Raw genomic sequence first — 19,140 nt, 5'->3', positions numbered from 1 at the left:
AGGACAAGCGACATGGAACTGATCGACCTGACATTGATCTGGATCGTGATCCTGGGCTTCGGCGTACTCATGTACGTGCTGATGGACGGCTTCGACCTGGGTGTGGGCATTCTTTTTCCCTTTGCCCCCAATGACCAGGCCCGGGATGACATGATGAATTCCGTAGCCCCTGTCTGGGATGGCAATGAAACATGGCTCATCCTGGGCGGTGCCGGACTGCTGGCTGCCTTCCCCATGGTCTATGCCGTCTTCCTGCCCGCTCTCTATATTGGCGTGTTCCTGCTGCTGGCCGGGCTCATCTTTCGTGGCATCGCCTTCGAATTCCGCTTCAAGGCCCAGCAATCACGTTATCTCTGGGATCATTCCTTCAATATCGGCTCCACGGTGGCCGCCTTTGCCCAGGGCGCGGTGGTCGGTGCCTATATCCAGGGCTTTGAGGTGGAAGGCTTTCAATACGTGGGCGGTCCCTTTGACTGGCTGACGCCCTTTACGGTGATGACGGGGCTTGGCGTGGTCACCGGCTATGCCCTGCTGGGCGCCACCTGGACGATTCTCAAGACCGAAGGGGAAACCCAGCGCTGGGCCTGGCGGGTGACGCCCTGGTTGCTTGCCGGGATGCTCGGTTTTTTTGTAGTGGTCAGTATCTGGACCCCCCTCAGCCATGAACGGGTATTTGACCGCTGGATGAGCAATATTCAAATACTCTGGATGTTCCCCCTAGCAACCTTGCTGGTCTCGGCCTGGCTTTACAACAGTATCCGCAAACGCCGGGAAGGAATCCCGTTCGTGGCCACCATGGCTCTGTTCGTGTTGTTCTATATCGGCCTGCTGATCAGCATGTGGCCCTATGCGGTGCCCCCAGAACACACCTTCTGGGATGCCGCCTCCGACCCGGGCTCACAACTCTTTCTGCTGCTGGGCTTTCTCTTCGTCATTCCGGTGGTTTTGGGCTACACCGCCTGGACCTACTGGGTCTTCCGCGGCAAAGTTAGTGGACAAAATGGTTACGGTCATTAGGCCCCTTCATTGATCGGCCCGGCCGGGAGCCAAGACCAGGCATGATTGCGGCAGATGCAATACAACAGGACCGGGCCAGCCGCGAACAAAGACGCCAGGAATCTCGTTGGCTAAACCAGCAGGCCGAGCCAAGGGAATCCCTGCCGGTTCAGATCCTGACCGTGGCGGAGAGCCTGGCACATATTGCCTTTTTGGTACTACTGGCCCATGCCCTGGTCCAGATAGCCCTGGGCGAGCTGCAGAATGCCGGAACCTCTGCCTTTTGGCCCATGCTATCGGCATTGGCCTTATTGGCTTGTCTGCGAGCCGGCCTTCGCAGCGTGGCCGATCACCGGGCTGCCATCCAGTCCGAGCGCATTAGCCAACGCCTGTACCGTCAAGCGCTGAAAACAGCCATGGACCCAGCCCGTCGACTGGCGCTTGGGCGTAGTGATGCGGACCTGGGAGCGGACGTCAGTGAATCCATGGCCGACATCAGCCCCTGGTACCGGGAGTATCGTCCGGCCCGGCTGCAGGCCATGGTTCAACCTGCGGTCATTTTGGCCATCACCTTCTACCTGGACTGGCTGGCCGGCCTGCTATTGCTCCTGGCCGCGCCACTGATCCCACTGTTCAGCGCACTGATTGGCCTGGGTACGGCCAGTCTGGCCGAGGCTCAGCAGGAAACGCTGCGTCGCCTGGGCCATCAATTTCTCGATCGGGTCCGGGCCCTGCCCACCTTGCGATTGGCGAGCCAGACCGAAAACCAGGGCCAGGCGGTTGGACAATCCGCTGAACGCTATCGTGAAAGCAGCATGCAGGTCTTGCGTATTGCCTTTCTGTCTTCGGCGGTCTTGGAGTTTTTCAGTGCCATTGCCATCGCCAGCCTGGCTGTTTATGTCGGTCTGGCTCTGCTGGGCTATATCGAATTCGGCCCAGCCACGGCCCTGAGCTTCCACGCCGGATTAAGCATTCTATTGCTCGCCCCCGATTTCTTTCAGCCGCTACGACGCCTGGCAGCCGGTTACCACCAGCGGGCCGCGGCATTGGCCGCCGCCCCGCGTGTTCGTGGCCTGGTGGAGATGGCCGCTGAATCGGCCTCCGATCGTATCCAGCAGCCCCGGAATCCTGCGCCACTCTCCCTGGCGCTTGATGAGGCTGAAATTGCCTGGCCCAATGCGCCCCGCCCCCTCTTCCAATCGCTTTCGCTCAATGTCCAGGCGGGTGAGTGGCTGGCCATTCAGGGGCCTTCGGGCAGCGGAAAAAGTACCCTGGCGGCCTGCCTGATGGGCTGGCTGCCGCCGCGAGGCGGCACATTGTCACTTGGCAAAAAGCCGCTGGCCCAATGGACCAAAGGCGAACACAAATCGGCCATTGCCTGGCTGGGTCAGCAGCCGCATTTGCTACCCACCAGTCTGCGCCGGAACCTGGATCCCGGGCTGCACCACGAAGAAAACCGGCTTCGGCAAGTGCTGGCACAACTCGGGCTTGCAAGCCTGCCCGCACAGCTCGCTGGCGGTCTGGATCATGTCCTGGGAGAACGGGGCGCCGGCATCTCCGGTGGTGAGGCACAACGCATCGCCCTGGGCCGCGCTCTGCTCAGTGGCGCCGGATTGATTATCCTGGATGAGCCGACCGCCAGCCTGGATCCAGACAATGCCGAGGCCATTCTGTCGCAGCTGGAGCGTCTCGCCGGTTCAATCACGCTGGTCATGTTCAGCCATGACCCGCGCGCTGCCGAACACGCCCACCGTCGCCTGTGGCTTGAGAACGGGAGGCTGCGGCATGCGGACTGAACGGGCAAGACTGGATTTCCTGCTCCGCACCCTCCCCCGGGGCCGGCAAGGCTGGTTATGGGCGGCCTTTGCCCTGGCGCTGATCGCCGGGCTCTCCTCGGTGGGCCTGGTGGCCACCGCCGGCTGGCTGATCACGGCCAGTGGCCTGGCCGGCGCTGCGGCCGCGCTGGGCGCTGCTATCACCCTGGAGATCTTCGCCCCCGGGGCCCTGATTCGCCTGTTTGCCGTGAGCCGGACCGTGGGCCGCTATCTGGAAAGATTGCTGGTTCACGAAGCCGTATTCCGAATTCTGGCGCGTCTGCGCCAGGGCATCTTTCTCCGTCATGCCCGCCTCCCCTTTCAACAGCTGTCGCAATTGCGGGATGGTCCCTTGCTGGCCCGCTTGATGGGCGATGTCCAGCGCCTGGAGCATTTCCATGCCAGTCTGCTGATCCCGCTTTTGACGGTCTTGGCCACAGGATTAATCCTTGCTGTGTTTGTGGCCCTGCTGGACCGACCGACAGCGGGTCTGCTGATTTTGGCCACCCTGCTGCTGGCCATGGGGCTCATCCGCCGTTTTCTGCGCCGACAGAGCGATGGCGAGGCCCGTCAGGCACTGGATCAAGCCAATCAGCGCAGTCAACTCAGTGACGTCCTGGCGGCTCACCGGGAACTGCAATTCAGCGATCCCGATGAACGCTGGCTACAAAAAGTCATCCGGCGCGAAGAGCGGATTCAACAGCGAGAGTCCCGGCTGGCCAGGCAGGCCGCCCGGCTTGATGCGGCCCTGCAATTGCTTCCGGCCTTGGGCCTTCTGGGCTTGTTGGTACTGGCGCTTCGGGACAACAGCGAACCCGCCTGGCTGGCCATGAGTGTGCTGGGCCTGTTGGCGCTTGGCGGTCTGTTCAGCGGCCTGGGACCAGCCATGCGCCGCTGGGGAGGGATTCAGGTTGCCTGCCGACGCCTTTCCCCAGCCAGTCATGAGATGCCGATTATCGATAGGGGGCCCGATCAGAGCACGGCCGACAAGGAGTCAGCCCCACCGGCAGAATGGTCGCTGACGTCGGTCAGCCTGCGCCGTGGCCTGACCGACCGACCTATTCTCGACCAAGCCTCGCTGACCATCCCGCCTGAACGCAGACTGGCCGTGGTGGGGCCCAGCGGCAGCGGAAAGTCCCGTTTTGCCCAACTCCTGACCGGCTTGATCGAGCCGGATGGCGGCTCGGTCCATCTCAATGGCCGTCCCGTGGGGGATTGGCCCGAAGCGCAGCGATTTGCCCGTATCGGAGTGCTGGAGCAGCGCAGTACGTTATTGGAGGCCACTCTTCGCCATAATCTGTCCATGGCCAACCCCACATTGTCGGATAGCACCTTGTTGGCGGCAATGTCCGCCACCGGCCTGGACCAGGCTGGCCTGGGCCTGGATGACTGGGTCGGCGAGCAAACCCGGCCGCTCTCCGGGGGTGAAACACGCCGGGTAGCCCTGATCCGCATCGTGCTCTCACCGGCTCGAACCCTGATATTGGATGAGCCCTTCCGTGGCCTGGATGCCAACACCCGAGAACGGGTTCTGTTCTGGCTGGAACAACAGCTGAAGGGACGGGGGCTAGTCCTGCTTGATCACCAAGCACCCGACCGCTGGGTCTCCACTTCATTCCTTCATCGCACCGTGGAAATTCATAATGGACAATTCCACCACAGGCAGTAATACCGCAGACAGCCTCAGACATCACCCCGGTCCCGCCCCTGCCCTGATCTTTCTCCATGGCTGGTGCTGTGACGGTGCTGACTGGGAGCAGCAGATCGCACATTTCAAAGGCCGACACGAGATCCTGGCGCCAGATCTGCCAGGGCACGGTCAGACCCCGGCGGGTCATCCGGAAGCAGACAATATTCCGCAATTGGCAAAACAGGCCCTGGCGGTACTGGCAGCAGCAAAAAGCCACAAGGCTGTTTTGATCGGTCATTCCATGGGGGGACCGGTGGCTCTGGAAATGGCGGCCCGGCAAACCGACCGGGTTGCGGCGGTGGTACTGGTGGATAGTTTTCTGATTGATTACGGTGGCATGAGCAAATCCACGATTGAACGGTTGGGCACGGCCTTTGATGGGGATTTTTCCAAAGCCATGGAGAATATGGTGGAACGCAGCTGTGGGGCGAGAGCCTCCGCTACGCTAAAGAAAGCCATCCTGGACAAGATGCGTTCCATGGATGCCGACCGGGCCCGCCGTCTCTGGAAAGCCATGGTCCAGTGGGACCCAAGATCGGCTTTCCATCACGGCCAAGCCCCTATTCACGCCATCAATAGCCCATTGGTGGCTGACAGTACCCGCCAACGCCTCGCTTCCCTCATGAGCGAGACCATCATTCCCGACAGCGGGCACTTCATCCATCGTGAATGCCCCGAGCTGTTCAATCAGGCCCTGAGCGACGCCCTGCACCAAGTGATGTAATCCAAAAACCCATCAAATGACCCCACAAAAACAGCCCCCGTCCCGGATTCACCGTGACGGGGGCTGTTTTTCGATCATTGGCAAGCGGGTTGCCAATTCGAGCCGTAAAAGCCCGGATAATCCTTACATGCCGATGGAGATCTGGAAGGCCCCGGCGCAGGGGTTGTCCACATCCGGCTCCACCAGGTCGCCATCAATATAGGCCTGACCATCAATATATTCCACATGGAAGGTGCTATCGCCGATGCTCAGGTTCATCTGCCCCGAGATGATCTGCTCCGACGAGGTCTGATAATCCTGGAAGTACAGGGGCTCCACCGTTTCATACTCCACATCCAGATTGCAGGGGGTACCTTCCCAGTTCAATCCGTAGTAGCCACTGACACTCTGCTCAGCATCGCTATCAGAGAGCCATTGACCCTCCACTTCGAAAGGATCATCCGAACGGCCGAATTCGAAGACCACGGATTCACCCTCTGACTCAATTTCCCAGGTAACAGCACCCACGGAACCAAACTGGTTTCCATTGCACTGTTCGCAATCGTGCATATAACCGCTGAACTGGAAGGAGCCGAAACCGGAATCCATCATGAAGGGGCCTTCCTCCCCCATGGGGTCGTCCGGTGTGGCGGCCCAGCGGAAGTAACCCACATCACCGAATTGAGCATTCTGCTCCTGGTAACCATCGGTGGTCATCTCAAAGTCTTCACCCTCTCCCTGAACACAGGAATCATAGTAGGTCCAGCTCACGTCCACGGTGCCACCCTCGGTGTAGGGGGAACCGACATCCTTGCCGGGAGTCTCGCCTTCATCCAGCGTGCCACTATCACAGCGCTGGTTCATGGTGTTAGCAGCACCAGCCATTTGACCCATGGGCCCATAGCCCTCTCCGTCATCATCATCGTCATCCTCCGGGTCATTCAGCGCACCAGACAGGACACTGGCAGACGCAGCCGCTTCAGCCCGATCCCGATCGCCCAAATCCGATGAACCATTATCGTCATCATCGGAGCTGCTGAAACAGCCCACCATCAGAAACAGTGCAGCCATCATGGCCAGAATCAATCGAATCTTCATCGTTCCTCCCAAAAGACCGTGCAAGCGGCCCTTAACGTTGCGTTAAAAGTCCCAAAATCGTTTTGTCTACTCTAATCTCAAGGACACACCAATCAGTATGGACATGGATAGGCGACTTCGCCATCAACGATCAGCGACTTCCATTGTCGGCATCTGCGTACACCCGGCAACCCCCCAAATAGGGCCCCCATTATGCGGGAATCATCGAGTTGTCAGTAGAAACGACGCTGCAGCCCGGCACTATGGATCACCGTCGTGGCAATCTCCTCCACCGAAGACGTGGTGGTATTGAGAAAGGGAATGCCATAGCGACGGAACAGGATTTCAGCTTCACGCACCTCGTAATTAACCTGACGGACCGAGGCGTAGTGGCTGTCCGGTCGGCGCTCCTGGCGGATGTCCTGCAGCCGCTTGGGGTCGATCGTGAGACCAAACAACTTGTCCTTGTGGGTCTTTAGGCTCTTGGGGAGCATGCCATCCTCCAGATCATCCTCGGTGAGGGGATAATTGGCGGCATAGACCCCGTAATGCAGAGCCAGATACAGGCAGGTGGGGGTTTTGCCGGATCGGGACACCCCCACCAAAATGACTTCCGCCCGGTCATAGTGTCGGGTGCTGACCCCGTCATCATTGGCCAGGGCATAGTTCATGGCGTCGATTCGGCGGGTGTAGGTTTCGGCGTCAAAGACCCCGTGGGCCCGGCCGGCAGCGTGTGAAGAGCTTTTATCCAGCTCTTTTTCCAGGGGCCCGATAAAGGCATCGAAAAAATCCAGATACATGCCGTCGGCGGCCTGGATTACTTCCCGGCACTCGTCGGTAATCAGAGTGGAGAATACCAGTGGCCGAACCCCTTCGGCTGCGGCGGTCTCATTGATCCGCTGGGCCACGGTTTCCGCCTTGTCTTTACTGCCGATAAATGGCACAGTCACCGGCCTGAAATCAATGCCGTCAAACTGGGTCAGCAGACTGTGACCGAGGGTTTCGGCGGTGATCCCGGTGCGGTCAGAGACGAAAAAGACGGTACGACGGGTATTTTCCCGGGTATCGGTCACGACAGGTCTCCCACCCGGCGCATGGGCGCGGCCCGACAGGCGGCCGGCGCCAGGCTTCTGAATACAGTGAATGGATTCGCCCCGCCCCACTCAGTGACGGTGGGCTTGAATCCCCGGAATGCGCCAGTCTTCCAGTCTTTCCATCTCGTAACAAGGGGTTAAGGACCAGTGAACGAGTACGTTATCGGCCTGGAATCGCTCGGCATGGGCGATGTGGAACAGGTGGGCGGCAAGAACGCCTCCCTGGGTGAAATGATCAGCAGCCTGTCGGATCTGGGGGTATCGGTGCCGGGGGGCTTTGCCACCACCGCCGAGGCCTACCGGGAATTCCTCAAGCACAAGGGCCTGGCTGACCGGATCAATGCGGCCCTCAAAAACCTGGACACCGAGGATGTGGCCGAGCTGACCCGGGTGGGTCGCGAGATCCGCCAGTGGGTGATGGAAGTCCCCTTCCCGCCCCAGCTGGAAGAGGCGGTACGCCAAGCCTATGAGGCCATGGCCGTGGATGGCCAGGAAGCCACCGTGGCGGTGCGCTCTTCGGCCACCGCCGAGGACCTGCCGGATGCCTCCTTCGCCGGTCAACAGGAGACCTTCCTCAATATCCGCGGCATCGACAATGTGCTCACGGCCATGAAGGAGGTCTTCGCCTCCCTGTTCAATGACCGCGCCATCGCCTACCGGGTCCATCACGGCTTCGCCCATGAGGACGTGGCCCTGTCCGCCGGCATCCAGCGCATGGTGCGCTCGGACACCGGTGCCAGCGGCGTGATGTTCACCCTGGATACCGAATCCGGCTTCCCGGACGTGGTCTTTATTACCGCCTCCTATGGTCTGGGCGAGATGGTGGTCCAGGGCGCGGTGAACCCGGACGAGTTCTACGTCTACAAGCAGTCCCTGGAGCGGAAAAAAGACCCCATCCTGCGCCGCATGATGGGCACCAAGATGGAAAAAATGGTCTATGGCGATACCGCCAGCACCGGCAAGTCCGTCAAGACGGTGGATGTGAGTGAGGCCGACCGCAAGCGCTTCTGCATCAGCGATGAGGATGTGAACGAACTGGCCCGCCAGGCGGTGACCATCGAGAAGCACTACCAGCGCCCCATGGATATCGAGTGGGGCAAGGACGGGGAAACCGGTCGCATCTACATCCTCCAGGCCCGCCCCGAGACCGTGAAAAGCCGGGCCGGCCAGTCCATTGAGCGTTATGTGCTCAATGCCGAGGGCCGGGTGGTCTGCGAAGGCCGGGCCATCGGCCAGCGGATCGGTGCCGGCAAGGCCCGGGTCGTCTCCGATATCAGTGAGATGGACAAGGTCCGGCCCGGCGATGTGCTGGTCACCGACATGACCGACCCGGATTGGGAACCGATCATGAAGCGGGCCGCAGCGATTGTCACCAATCGCGGTGGCCGTACCTGCCATGCCGCCATTATTGCCCGGGAACTGGGTATTCCCGCCGTGGTGGGCTGCGGCAACGCCACCCGCACCATCCAGGATGGCAAGGGCGTTACCGTTTCCTGCGCCGAAGGCGATACCGGATACATCTATGAGGGTGAGCTGGACTTCGATCGCAATGAAATCGATCTGGAATCCATGCCCGACATTCCGCTGAAGATCATGATGAATGTGGGCAACCCGGACCGGGCCTTCGATTTCTCCAGCATCCCCCACAAGGGCATCGGCCTGGCCCGCCTGGAGTTCATCATCAACCGCATGATCGGGGTCCACCCCAAGGCCTTGCTGAACTTCGACCGGCAGGATGAAGCGACCCAGGAAACCATTCGCGAATTCACCGCCGGTTATGCCAACCCGGTGCAGTTCTATATCGACAAGCTGGCCGAGGGCATCTCCACCCTGGCGGCGGCCTTCGCGCCGGAGCCGGTGATCGTGCGTATGTCGGACTTCAAGTCCAATGAGTACGCCAACCTGGTGGGTGGCAGTCAGTACGAACCGGATGAAGAAAACCCCATGCTGGGTTTCCGGGGCGCTTCCCGCTATATCTCTGAGGATTTCCGGGATTGTTTCGATCTGGAAGTGGCCGCACTCAAGAAGGTGCGCGAGGACATGGGCCTGGAGAATGTCCAGATCATGATTCCCTTCGTCCGCACCGTGGAAGAAGCCCATCAGGTAACCGAGCTGCTGGCCGAACACGGCCTCAAGCGGGGTACCAACAATCTCAAGCTCATCATGATGTGTGAGCTGCCCTCCAATGCCCTGCTGGCGGATGAGTTCCTGGAATATTTCGATGGCTTCTCCATCGGCTCCAACGATCTCACCCAGCTGACCCTGGGTCTGGACCGGGATTCCGGTCTCATCGCCCACCTGTTCGATGAGCGGGATGCGGCGGTGAAGAAACTGTTGTCCATGGCCATCAAGGCTTGCCGGGACCAGGGCAAGTACATCGGCATCTGCGGCCAGGGCCCCTCGGATCATCCGGACCTGGCCAAGTGGCTGCTGGAGCAGGAAATCGAAAGCGTGTCCCTGAACCCGGACACGGTGATCGAGACCTGGCTCCACCTGGCCGGTCAGACCCTGGAAAAATAAGCCGGCCTTCCATAAAGGCCGGACTTTCTGGAAATAACTGTAAAGCCAGACGCCGAACAGTACTCAGCTGTTCGGCGTTTTTTTGGTTTCCCCTAAAGTCTCAGACCATGACGATGCTCACAATGAATCCCTAGAGCAAGATTCGACTAGCGATCTACCTTGGCGAGCCTATCGAAGCCGAAGTCAGCTCACCTCCTCCACCACTTTCAGCCTGGAGGGTCGAGCGCATGGTGGGGTTTTCCGGGGCTAGGCCACTCGCCAAGATCCCTACGCGCTCGCAGCCCTGGCCAGTCCCACCCTGCACTCGATCCTCCTGAATTTAAGCAGTCGTGGTGGTGAGCTGGCTTCGGTTTCGTTCGAACTGCCCAAGTAGAAAGTCCCCAATAATGCTGGCCCGGCTATTTCCTGCGGAAATCTGCGAAGCCCTTTCTTATGCTGCTGGCAAAAAGGCTGGCAGCCTGTGTAATCTACCGTCTCCGCCATTCACACAAAGAGCCCCCTCATGACGGCGATCAACAACTCACTGGTGCTGGTAACCGGCGCGGCCAGCGGTATCGGACGCGGGCTTTGCCGGGAAATGGGGCAGCGCGGTGCCCGGGTAATCGGCGTCGACCGCGACGAAGTCGGACTCAACAAGCTGGCCGCTGAGATGAGCGGCGAATTCCACCCCCGGGTCTGTGACCTGAGCGATGTGGCCGCCATCGAGGCCCTGGCCGCCTGGGTGGAGGACACACTGGGCCCCGTGGATATCCTGATCAACAACGCCGGCGTAGTGAACGGCACCTGGCTGGACGAAACCGAGGGGCAAGCCATCGAAACCACCTTCCGGATCAATGCCTTGGCCCCCATTCACCTCACCCGCTGCCTACTGCCCGGCATGCTGGCCCAGGACCGTGGGCATGTGGTGACCGTTGCTTCGGCGGCGGGCATTGTCGGCACAGCCCGCCTGGTGGATTATTCCGCCAGCAAGGCCGCCGCCGTGGGCTTTGACGATGCCCTGCGGATGGAACTGAAACACCGGGGCAGCCGGGTCCGCACCACCATCATCTGCCCCTTTTTCATCGATACCGGCATGTTTGAAGGGGTCCAAACCCGCTGGCCCTGGCTATTACCCATCCTCAAGCCGGATGTGGTCATTCGCCGCACCCTGAAAACCATCGAAAAGAGCCGGACCCGGCTGATCATGCCCTGGCTGGTCTACACCGCCTGGCCGGCCCGCCTGCTGCCGCTTGCATGGTTCGATCGCTTGATGCGTTTTCTCGGTGTCAGTCAAACCATGGACGCATTCACCGGCCGTAAACCCAGGGAGTAAGCCCCATGGACAGCAAGGTATCGGAGACCGAAACCGAAGCCGTGGTCTTTAATCCAAGTGACGGCAGCGTGCTCTCCCGACATCCCTGGATGACCCAACCGGCCGTGGACAAAGCCTTTGCCGCCGCCCGCGCCGCTCAGCCGGAATGGGCCGCCCTGACAGCCAGGGAACGCAGCCGACGGATCCGCCCCCTGTCCGCCTGGCTGGCCCGGGAACAGGAGAATCTGGCAAGGATCATCTCCAGCTGCAACGGCAAGCCCTTGCAGGATGCCATCGCCACCGAAATCCTGCCCGGTGCCGACGCCATTCGCTATTACGCCCGAATGGCGCCCCGCTGGCTGGCCGAATCAAAGCCGGCGCTCAGCAATCCGGCCTATCTGGGCAAACGTACCCGCATCCACCATGTGCCCCATGGGCTGGTGGGGATTATCGTGCCCTGGAACTATCCCCTGGGCATCCCCCTGCACGAAATCAGTGCGGCGTTGCTTGCCGGGAATGCAGTTATATTCAAAACCGCCCCGGAAACGGTTCCCGTGGGTGAGGCGCTGAGCCGTGGTGTGGCCGAATTGGATCTACCGGAGGGGCTTTTCCAGCATCTGATCCTGCCGGGATCGGCGGCCGGTGAGGCCCTGCTGGACGACAGGCATGGCGTGGACAAACTCTGTTTCACCGGCTCGGTGCCCGTGGGGCGGCTGCTGGCCCGGGAAGCCGGCGATCGCCTGATTCCCATGAGCGCCGAGTTGGGTGGCAAGGACCCCATGATCGTCTGTGACGACGCACCCCTGGCGAGAAGTGTGAATGGGGCCCTGTGGGGCAGCCTCCAGAACAGCGGACAGGCCTGCGCCGGCATTGAACGGATCTATGTGCAGGACAAGATCCATGACGACTTTGTCTCAGCGCTGGCAGAGAAGGTCAGCCGGATTCGTGTTGGTCGACCGGACGATCCGGACGTGGACCTGGGTCCCATGAGCACGGCGCAGCAACGGGACAAGGTACAGGGCCAACTGGATGCCGCGGTGGCCCAGGGGGCGCGCATTATGGCCCAGTCTCCCCTGTCCTCCCAGCTGCCTGAAAACGGCTTCTGGTTTCCGGCCACATTGGTGACGGACGTTGACGATGATATGGCCCTGATGCGGGAAGAAACCTTCGGGCCGATTATTGCCGTGCAGAAAGTGAGCAGCCTGGAAGAAGCCATCTCCCAGGCCAACCATGGCCCCTTCGCCCTGACCGCCTCCATCTGGACCGGCAAACGCCGGCGTGGCCGTCAGCTTGCCCAACGTCTGAAGGCCGGCACGGTCACTCTCAATGATCACCTCATGAGTCACGGCATGCCGGAAATCAGCTGGGGGGGACCCGGTCAAAGTGGACTGGGACGGACCCATGGCTATAGCGGCTTCATGAGCATGAGCCGGGAGCAGAATGTGGTGGATGAACGACTGATCATGGCTCAACGGGCACCCTGGTGGTTTCCCTACAGTGAACGCGCCCGTCAAGGACTGGCCGGGGCCGTCACCGGCTTCCACGGTCAGGGCCCGATAACGCGCATCAAGGGCCTTGGCCGCTTCCTGCGACTTCTGCCCAGCTTGTTTCAGCGTTCATGAATCGTTGGCTGTTCCTTTTGATCTGCCTGTCATTGCTCGGGGCCTGCCAGCAAATGCCGCCCCGGGAGGAAATGCTGTCCAGTGTCTGCGAGCGGCAACCCTGTCGCCCGGCCACCGTCATCCAGCTTCAGGATCAATCGGGCGAACCCCATCCAGTCCAGGTGCCAGCCGGCCCCATCTTTGCCGGCGGCTGGTTGAGCGTGATTAGCGGGGAGCAACATGCGCTTGTACTCATGGAAGACAAGGCGGGGCGAATCCATCCCAGTTGGGCACCGGCTGTTGCCCCCTCTGAGGCACGATTTCGCATTAAACTGCAGCAAGTGAATGAAGAAGGCCTATTCTTCTCCGAACTTCGATTACAAAACCCCCTGGATCGGCCACTCTTCCTGCAGGCGGAGCAGCTAGTGGCCGGAGAGGACCGCTTCCACCCCCTACCTCTGCCTCCGATTCCGCCGGGGGAAAGTGTTCGCAAACGCTGGAATCACACCATCTTGGAGGTCCAGGTCCTCGGCTTTCAGGGGCTCGGTAAACCCTTGCAGTAATGGCACAATCAGGCCATGGTATTGTCAGTGGTCGGATACCAAAGATAATGGCCATCCTTCATCCAGGGAGACAAGATGCGGATGCACCACCCAGTTTCTCGATCAGGCATGGCCTGGATGCCCTTGATCGCTTTTTTCATGCTCTCCGTTGCCACCGCACCTTCGGCTTTGCTGGCGGATGAGCGGCTGGATCAGGCCGCCGAGCTGAGGGATAGCGAGCCAGCCAATGCTCTGGAACTGTCCCGTGATGTTCTGGAAGACAGTATGGCCCAGGGCGATGAAGATACAGCTGCCCTGGCTCGTATCGAGATGGCCCGTTCTCTCGAGGTTCTGAGTGGCTATGACGAGGCGCTGCTCCTGCTGGATGATGCGCAAGCGCATTTTGAAGCGACAGGCAATGTTGATGGTCTGGCCGACAGTCTCATCCAGCGGGGCGCGATCCTCTATTACACTGGTCAGTACAGTGAAGCACTTGAGATATTTCACCAGGCTTATGCCCATTTCGAGGAAAGCGGCAATCTGAGTGGCCGGGCCGAGGCATTGAATCGTATCGGTCGTATCCATGATGCTCAGGGTGATAGTAAGCGGGCCCTGGACTACTACCAACAATCCCTGGACCAGCATGAGGCCGCCGGCAACCTGGACGGCATGGCCACCCAGCTCAACAATATAGGCACCCTTCAGCGCCAGAATGACAATGTAGATGAAGCGCTGGCGGCCTATGAACGCAGCATTGCCATCCGCCAACGGACCGGCAATCTACGGGACATGGCCGGAACCTATAATAATATTGCCGTTCTTTATCACTTTCAGGACCAAGCCGAACAAGCCCTTGAATGGATGGAGCGAGCCGTCGCGCTTCAACGTCAGGTAGGCGACCGTGTCTCCGAAGCCCGCTCCATGCTGAACATGGCACAAGTCCAGCGCACCACGGAGCCGGACACGGCCCGGGGTCTTTTCTATGATGCCATTGAGATTGCCGAAGAACACAATGCACTGGAGCTGATGCGGGTCGGTTATAACGCCCTGTCCATGCTCAATGAAGAACAAGGGGATTTCGAGGCCGCCCTGAATTACAGCCGCAAAGTCAGCGAGCTTCGAGCAGAGTTGTTTGATGTAGAACGCCAGCGGGAAATGGAGGCCATGAGCGCCCGCTTCGAAACCAGCCGAAAGGAAAGAGAGATCGCCCTGCTTCAGGAGGAACGCCGTTTCGACACCCTGGTCCGGAATACCGCCATCGGCGGCAGTGCCCTGATGCTGGTGCTGATTGGCGTTACCTATAACCGATACCGGCTCAAGGTCAGAGCCAACCGCACCATTGAACGCAAGAACAAGGAACTCTCAACCCTGGATAGCATTGTAGCGGCCATTAACTCCCGGGAAGACTTCAGTGATGTGCTCGCGATGTTGCTCCAGCGCACGGTGTCCTTCTTCCGAAATTCGGACCAAGGCCTGATTCTGGTTCTGGATCCTGTGACCCGGCATTTTCAGGTGGCCAGCAGCTACGGGATTCTCTCCTCAGAAATCAATCCCACTATCCTGGACTATGACAGTGCGGTGGACCGCTATAGCCGAGGGGCGGAGGAAATTGCAGAAGGCGTGTTCCTGCATGACCCCCGGCCACCGATTACCGAGGAAGAAACCATGGGGGTAAAACCACCCCCGGTTTCCATGGTGGCCATGAGCATCACCATTGATCAGCGCATTCAGGGCTTTTTGCTGCTGACCAATGGAGAAGACCAGTCTGCCTTCCGGCCAGGTGATGCGGAACGCTTCGCACGAATTCGGGAGCATGCCATTTCCGCTCTGAGCCGTGCCCGGCACATGGAACATCTTAAGGATGAAAACCTGCGAGCCGAGGAGGCCATTTGTCGCCTGCGAATCGCTGAGCGCAATCTCAAGCAGGCGGTGGAAGATGCGGAAAAGGCCAACGCCATCAAGAGCGAGTTCCTTGCTCGCATGTCCCATGAACTGAGAACACCACTGAATGCCATTATCGGCTACAGTGAAATGCTCACCAGGGAATTGGATCGTCGTTCCCTACCCGCCTTCACTAGTGATGCCCAGCGGATACGTTCAGCCGGACAGCATTTGCTGACCCTGATCAACGAACTGCTGGACCTGTCCAAAATCGAGGCGGGAAAAACAGAAATCCGGGTTGTGGAAACGCGAGTCCCTCAACTGCTGGAAGATGTCTGCGGCATGATCCAGCCCCAGGTGGAGGAAAACGGTAACCGCCTGATTGTAGAGACGGACCCGACACTTGAAAAAATCCACACCGATCCCGTCCGTCTCCGCCAAATCCTGTTCAATCTCCTGGCGAACGCCGCCAAGTTTACCGAAAATGGAGAAATCCGCCTGAACAGCAGGCAAGAGGGACATCATCTGTTGTTTGAAGTGATGGACAATGGTATCGGCATGACACCGGAACAGACACGGCGGGTCTTTGATTCCTTTACCCAGGCGGATGAGAGCATCTCCCACCGATTCGGTGGCACCGGCCTGGGGCTGTCGGTGAGCCGGGGGCTTTGCCAGCTATTGGGCGGTGATATTTCAGTCAAGAGCCAGCCAGGCAATGGGTCCCGCTTTACAGTTACCCTACCCTTGGAGCCGCCCGCCAATACAAGCCAAGGAGATAATGACACGATCCAAAATACGCGACAGGAAAACCGTGACCATGCAGAAAATGCTCCGAGCCTGGGAAGCCAACCCCGGGGAAGCTTGCTGGTAGTGGAGGATAACCCGGTCAATAGCGATATGCTGGCCCGCCATCTGGAGTTGGAAGGCTATGAGGTGCACCTGGCACCTGACGGGGAACGTTGCCTTGAAATGGTGGCCGAACAGCACCCGGATCTAATCCTGATGGACATGAGTCTGCCGGCCATGGATGGCTGGGAAACCACGCGGCAACTGCGAGCGAATAAACGACAGCACCATGTTCCCATCATCGGTCTGTCCGCCCACGCCATGGACAGCCACCGAAAACAGGCGCTGGAGGCCGGCTGCGATGAATATGAAAGCAAACCCATCGACTTTGGCCGACTACTGGGCAAGATCCGTCAACTGATGAGGCAACAGGACACTACCTGAAGCACTAATGGAGCACTAGTGCTGGGTGCCACCCAGATCCCGTTCCTCGTCTTCATTCCGGCCCAGCCAGTCGATGCGATACAGATCCAGCCGTCGATCCCGAAAGTTTCGGACAGAGCCTTCGTTACGCAGCTGCTTGAGCTTTTCCAGATCCAGGTCCACGATCAGTGTCATCTCCGTGTTGGGTGTGGATTCAGCGGCCACCCCGTCGTGGGGGAAGGCGAAATCCGCCGGTGTGAAGACGGCCGTCTGGGAATACTGGATATCGGCGTTCTCGATCTTGGGCAGATTGCCAACGCTGCCGGTAATAGCCACATAGCACTCATTCTCCACTGCCCGTGCCTGGGCACAGCGGCGTACTCTCAGATAACCGTTCTTGGTATCCACCCAGTAGGGTACAAACAGGATTTGCATGCCCTTGTCCATGAGAATTCGTGACAGTTCCGGAAACTCACAGTCATAGCAGACCAGAATGCCAATCTTTCCCACATCGGTATCAAAGACCTTCAACGAGCTGCCACCCACTGTACCCCAATAGGCTTTCTCGTCTGGCGTTACATGGAGCTTATACTGGCGCTCCTGGGTCCCATCCCTTCGAAACAGAAAGGCTACGTTGTAAAGTTTCTGATCTTCGTAGACAGGCATGGAGCCACCGACAATATTGATATTGTAAGCAACCGCAAGCTGCTGCATCTCCTCGGCTATCTCCTCGGTATAGCTTGCCAGGCCACGAATAGCTTCCGCCGGATTGCCCTGATCAAAGAAGCCCAGTAGCGGCGCATTGAACAACTCTGGGAAGACCACAAAATCGGCATTGTAGCCACCCATGGCATCCACGAAGAACTCTGCTTGCTGCATCAGCTCATCCAGTGAACGCACCCGGCGCATCTGCCACTGTACGGTCCCCACCCGAACATTGGTTTTTTGTTCGCCGATGAGCGAGGGACTCTTGTCCTCATAGAAGATATTGTTCCATTGGAGAATGGTCGCAAAACCCTGGGAGGCATCATCATCCGGAATGTAATCACGGATCACTCGCCGCACGTGGAAATCATTGGCCAGCTGGAAACTCAGAATGGGGTCGCGAAGCTCCCGGCGCTTGACCAGTTCAATATACTCTTCCGGCGAGATATCCCCCGCCTGGGCCCGATAACCGGGAATCCGTCCGCCGGCCACTATGGCGCGAAGGTTGAGATTACGGCAAAGCTCCTTTCGGGCATCGTACAGTCTCCGGCCAAGACGCATCCCCCGGTATTCGGGGTGAACAAAGACATCCACCCCGTACATCACATCCCCGTTGGGGTCATGAGTGGAGAAGGTACCGTTACCAGTAATCTGGCGGTAGCTATGATGATCCCCATAACGGCCGTAATCCACGATCAGGGTGATGGCCGCGGCAATAATCTTTCCCTTGTCTTCCACGCCGATCTGACCTTCCGGGAACCGGGCCAAAAGAGCATTGAATTCATCCCGGTCCCAGGCACCCCCCATGCCGGCATAAACCTGATCCATGATCTCCACCACATCGGCATAATCATCATGATTCAGATTGCGTAGCTTAAGATGATGCTCTTCATAATCACGCGTGTCATTCTTATCACTCATTGCTCATTCCTTTCATAGATATAGAACCTCCCGGCCGTATTATTCGGCTCGGAGGTCCATGGCTCGGCGCCAGATTGGCGGCAGCAGAGCCAGAAGGATCATGCCAGCATAGTCAGCGACCCTCCCCGCTGTTTTCATGACCAGACATCGAAGCGATTCACTTCCACATTACCACCGGTCAACACACAGAGTGCCCGATTCGGGGCAAGGGCGGCATTATCCAGCAGAGCCGCCACCGATACTGCGGCGGAAGGCTCCACCCGCATGCCGGAATGGTGCCAGATCAAGCCCATGGCCTCCCGGATCGCCTCTTCCGGTACCGTTATAATCTTGGACACGTGACGTCGAACAATATCCAGGTTGGTCTGTCCGATGGTCGCTCTGAGGCCATCAGCCACTGTATTCGGCTCGACCGCGATCACCTTTCCGGCCTGCCAGGAACGCAAAGCATCATCGGCGCCCGCCGGCTCCACACCAACGATATTCACGGCGGGTTGGCGTTCTGCCAGGTAGCAGGCCATGCCACTGATCAGGCCACCCCCCCCCAGCGGGACCAGCAGGGTATCCCCGGGCTCAAGGGCGGCTTCCAATTCCAATGCCACCGTCCCCTGCCCGGACATCACATGATGGTCCTCGTAGGGATGAACCACATGGGCGCCCGTGGCTTCCACTAGCCGGGCCAGGGCCTGGATGCGTCCCGCCATGGTGGGGGGGCAGGTGACGATCTCCGCCCCCCAGGCCGCTGCGGCCTCCCGCTTGGGACGCGCGGCCCCCTCGGGCATGACCACATGAGCCTGAATGCCCCGCAAATGCGCTGCCCGGGCCAGGGCAGCGGCATGGTTACCGGAGGAATGGGTTGCCACACCCCGGGATGCCACCGCATCGTCCAGTGCAAACACGGCGTTACAAGCGCCCCGGGACTTGAACGCCCCCACCGCCTGTTCGTTCTCGCACTTGAGCGCCACCGGCCGTCCCAATGCTCGCTCCAGACCCAGCTCCCAACGCAGCGGGGTTTCTTCAATCCAGGGCCGAATTCGACGTTCGGCCTCGCGAACGGAGTCCGGGCTGGGCCAGGTCACGGTGGAAGACATACGAT

At 59.5% G+C, this 19,140-nt stretch carries 13 protein-coding genes; 9 read left to right on the top strand and 4 right to left on the bottom strand.

Annotated elements, in window-relative coordinates; translation table 11 throughout:
- Nucleotides 1-12 precede the first annotated feature (12 nt).
- From cydB to J2T60_RS02375, 4 genes are read left to right on the top strand one after another with little or no spacing between them, the layout of a single operon-like run.
- On the top strand, nucleotides 13-1,017 hold the full coding sequence (gene cydB, locus J2T60_RS02390; protein ID WP_253444913.1) for a cytochrome d ubiquinol oxidase subunit II: 1,005 nt from the start codon (nucleotides 13-15) through the stop codon (nucleotides 1,015-1,017).
- 41 nt (nucleotides 1,018-1,058) lie between these two features.
- Complete coding sequence (gene cydD, locus J2T60_RS02385) at nucleotides 1,059-2,792, top strand: thiol reductant ABC exporter subunit CydD (protein WP_253444911.1); 1,734 nt, start codon at nucleotides 1,059-1,061, stop codon at nucleotides 2,790-2,792.
- Nucleotides 2,782-4,479 (top strand): amino acid ABC transporter ATP-binding/permease protein, encoded by a 1,698-nt coding sequence (locus J2T60_RS02380; RefSeq protein WP_253444908.1) that lies wholly within the window; start codon nucleotides 2,782-2,784, stop codon nucleotides 4,477-4,479. The genes cydD and J2T60_RS02380 overlap by 11 nt, the downstream gene beginning before the upstream one ends.
- Entirely contained in the window at nucleotides 4,454-5,224 is a 771-nt protein-coding gene (locus tag J2T60_RS02375; protein ID WP_253444905.1) for an alpha/beta fold hydrolase, read from the top strand. The genes J2T60_RS02380 and J2T60_RS02375 overlap by 26 nt, the downstream gene beginning before the upstream one ends.
- Before the next feature lie 123 nt (nucleotides 5,225-5,347).
- Here the strand turns inward: J2T60_RS02375 and J2T60_RS02370 are convergent, their stop codons facing one another.
- Together J2T60_RS02370 and ppsR are read right to left on the bottom strand one after the other, a co-directional pair.
- Nucleotides 5,348-6,301 (bottom strand): hypothetical protein, encoded by a 954-nt coding sequence (locus J2T60_RS02370; protein ID WP_253444903.1) that lies wholly within the window; start codon nucleotides 6,299-6,301, stop codon nucleotides 5,348-5,350.
- Between the two features lie 212 nt (nucleotides 6,302-6,513).
- On the bottom strand, nucleotides 6,514-7,353 hold the full coding sequence (ppsR, locus tag J2T60_RS02365; RefSeq protein WP_253444900.1) for a posphoenolpyruvate synthetase regulatory kinase/phosphorylase PpsR: 840 nt from the start codon (nucleotides 7,351-7,353) through the stop codon (nucleotides 6,514-6,516).
- 168 nt (nucleotides 7,354-7,521) lie between these two features.
- Between ppsR and ppsA the strand changes: the two genes are divergently transcribed.
- From ppsA to J2T60_RS02340, 5 genes are all read left to right on the top strand, one after another.
- Nucleotides 7,522-9,894 (top strand): phosphoenolpyruvate synthase, encoded by a 2,373-nt coding sequence (gene ppsA / locus J2T60_RS02360; RefSeq protein ID WP_253444897.1) that lies wholly within the window; start codon nucleotides 7,522-7,524, stop codon nucleotides 9,892-9,894.
- 502 nt (nucleotides 9,895-10,396) lie between these two features.
- A complete protein-coding gene (locus tag J2T60_RS02355) occupies nucleotides 10,397-11,206 on the top strand; it encodes an SDR family oxidoreductase (RefSeq protein WP_253444894.1) in 810 nt (269 codons plus the stop codon).
- A gap of 5 nt (nucleotides 11,207-11,211) precedes the next feature.
- A complete protein-coding gene (locus tag J2T60_RS02350; protein ID WP_253444891.1) occupies nucleotides 11,212-12,807 on the top strand; it encodes an aldehyde dehydrogenase family protein in 1,596 nt (531 codons plus the stop codon).
- A complete protein-coding gene (locus J2T60_RS02345; protein ID WP_253444889.1) occupies nucleotides 12,804-13,349 on the top strand; it encodes a hypothetical protein in 546 nt (181 codons plus the stop codon). Before J2T60_RS02350 ends, J2T60_RS02345 begins: the two co-directional genes overlap by 4 nt.
- An 81-nt stretch (nucleotides 13,350-13,430) precedes the next feature.
- Nucleotides 13,431-16,439 carry an ATP-binding protein gene (locus J2T60_RS02340; RefSeq protein WP_253444886.1) on the top strand — a complete coding sequence of 1,003 codons (3,009 nt, stop codon included), beginning with the start codon at nucleotides 13,431-13,433 and terminating at the stop codon, nucleotides 16,437-16,439.
- A 15-nt stretch (nucleotides 16,440-16,454) separates the two neighbouring features.
- Here the strand turns inward: J2T60_RS02340 and J2T60_RS02335 are convergent, their stop codons facing one another.
- Nucleotides 16,455-18,044, bottom strand: a complete 1,590-nt coding sequence (locus tag J2T60_RS02335; protein ID WP_253444883.1) for a bifunctional GNAT family N-acetyltransferase/carbon-nitrogen hydrolase family protein — start codon at nucleotides 18,042-18,044, stop codon at nucleotides 16,455-16,457.
- Nucleotides 18,045-18,178: 134 nt separating this feature from the next.
- Entirely contained in the window at nucleotides 18,179-19,135 is a 957-nt protein-coding gene (locus J2T60_RS02330) for a threonine ammonia-lyase (protein WP_253444880.1), read from the bottom strand.
- Nucleotides 19,136-19,140 lie beyond the last annotated feature (5 nt).

It is taken from the genome of Natronospira proteinivora, from assembly GCF_024170465.1.
Lineage (GTDB): Bacteria > Pseudomonadota > Gammaproteobacteria > Natronospirales > Natronospiraceae > Natronospira > Natronospira proteinivora.
The sequence above is the reverse complement of the archived record's forward strand: the minus strand, read 5'-3'. Positions and strand labels throughout refer to the sequence as shown.

Bases quoted from the DNA above. Each gene is read 5' to 3' on its own strand.
- J2T60_RS02375 (WP_253444905.1), top strand. From the start codon at position 4,454: ATGGACAATTCCACCACAGGCAGTAATACCGCAGACAGCCTCAGACAT.
- J2T60_RS02380 (WP_253444908.1), top strand. From the start codon at position 2,782: ATGCGGACTGAACGGGCAAGACTGGATTTCCTGCTCCGCACCCTCCCC.
- J2T60_RS02350 (WP_253444891.1), top strand. From the start codon at position 11,212: ATGGACAGCAAGGTATCGGAGACCGAAACCGAAGCCGTGGTCTTTAAT.
- J2T60_RS02355 (WP_253444894.1), top strand. From the start codon at position 10,397: ATGACGGCGATCAACAACTCACTGGTGCTGGTAACCGGCGCGGCCAGC.
- cydB (WP_253444913.1), top strand. From the start codon at position 13: ATGGAACTGATCGACCTGACATTGATCTGGATCGTGATCCTGGGCTTC.
- J2T60_RS02340 (WP_253444886.1), top strand. From the start codon at position 13,431: ATGCACCACCCAGTTTCTCGATCAGGCATGGCCTGGATGCCCTTGATC.
- J2T60_RS02370 (WP_253444903.1), bottom strand. From the start codon at position 6,301: ATGAAGATTCGATTGATTCTGGCCATGATGGCTGCACTGTTTCTGATG.
- J2T60_RS02330 (WP_253444880.1), bottom strand. From the start codon at position 19,135: ATGTCTTCCACCGTGACCTGGCCCAGCCCGGACTCCGTTCGCGAGGCC.
- J2T60_RS02345 (WP_253444889.1), top strand. From the start codon at position 12,804: ATGAATCGTTGGCTGTTCCTTTTGATCTGCCTGTCATTGCTCGGGGCC.
- cydD (WP_253444911.1), top strand. From the start codon at position 1,059: ATGATTGCGGCAGATGCAATACAACAGGACCGGGCCAGCCGCGAACAA.
- J2T60_RS02335 (WP_253444883.1), bottom strand. From the start codon at position 18,044: ATGAGTGATAAGAATGACACGCGTGATTATGAAGAGCATCATCTTAAG.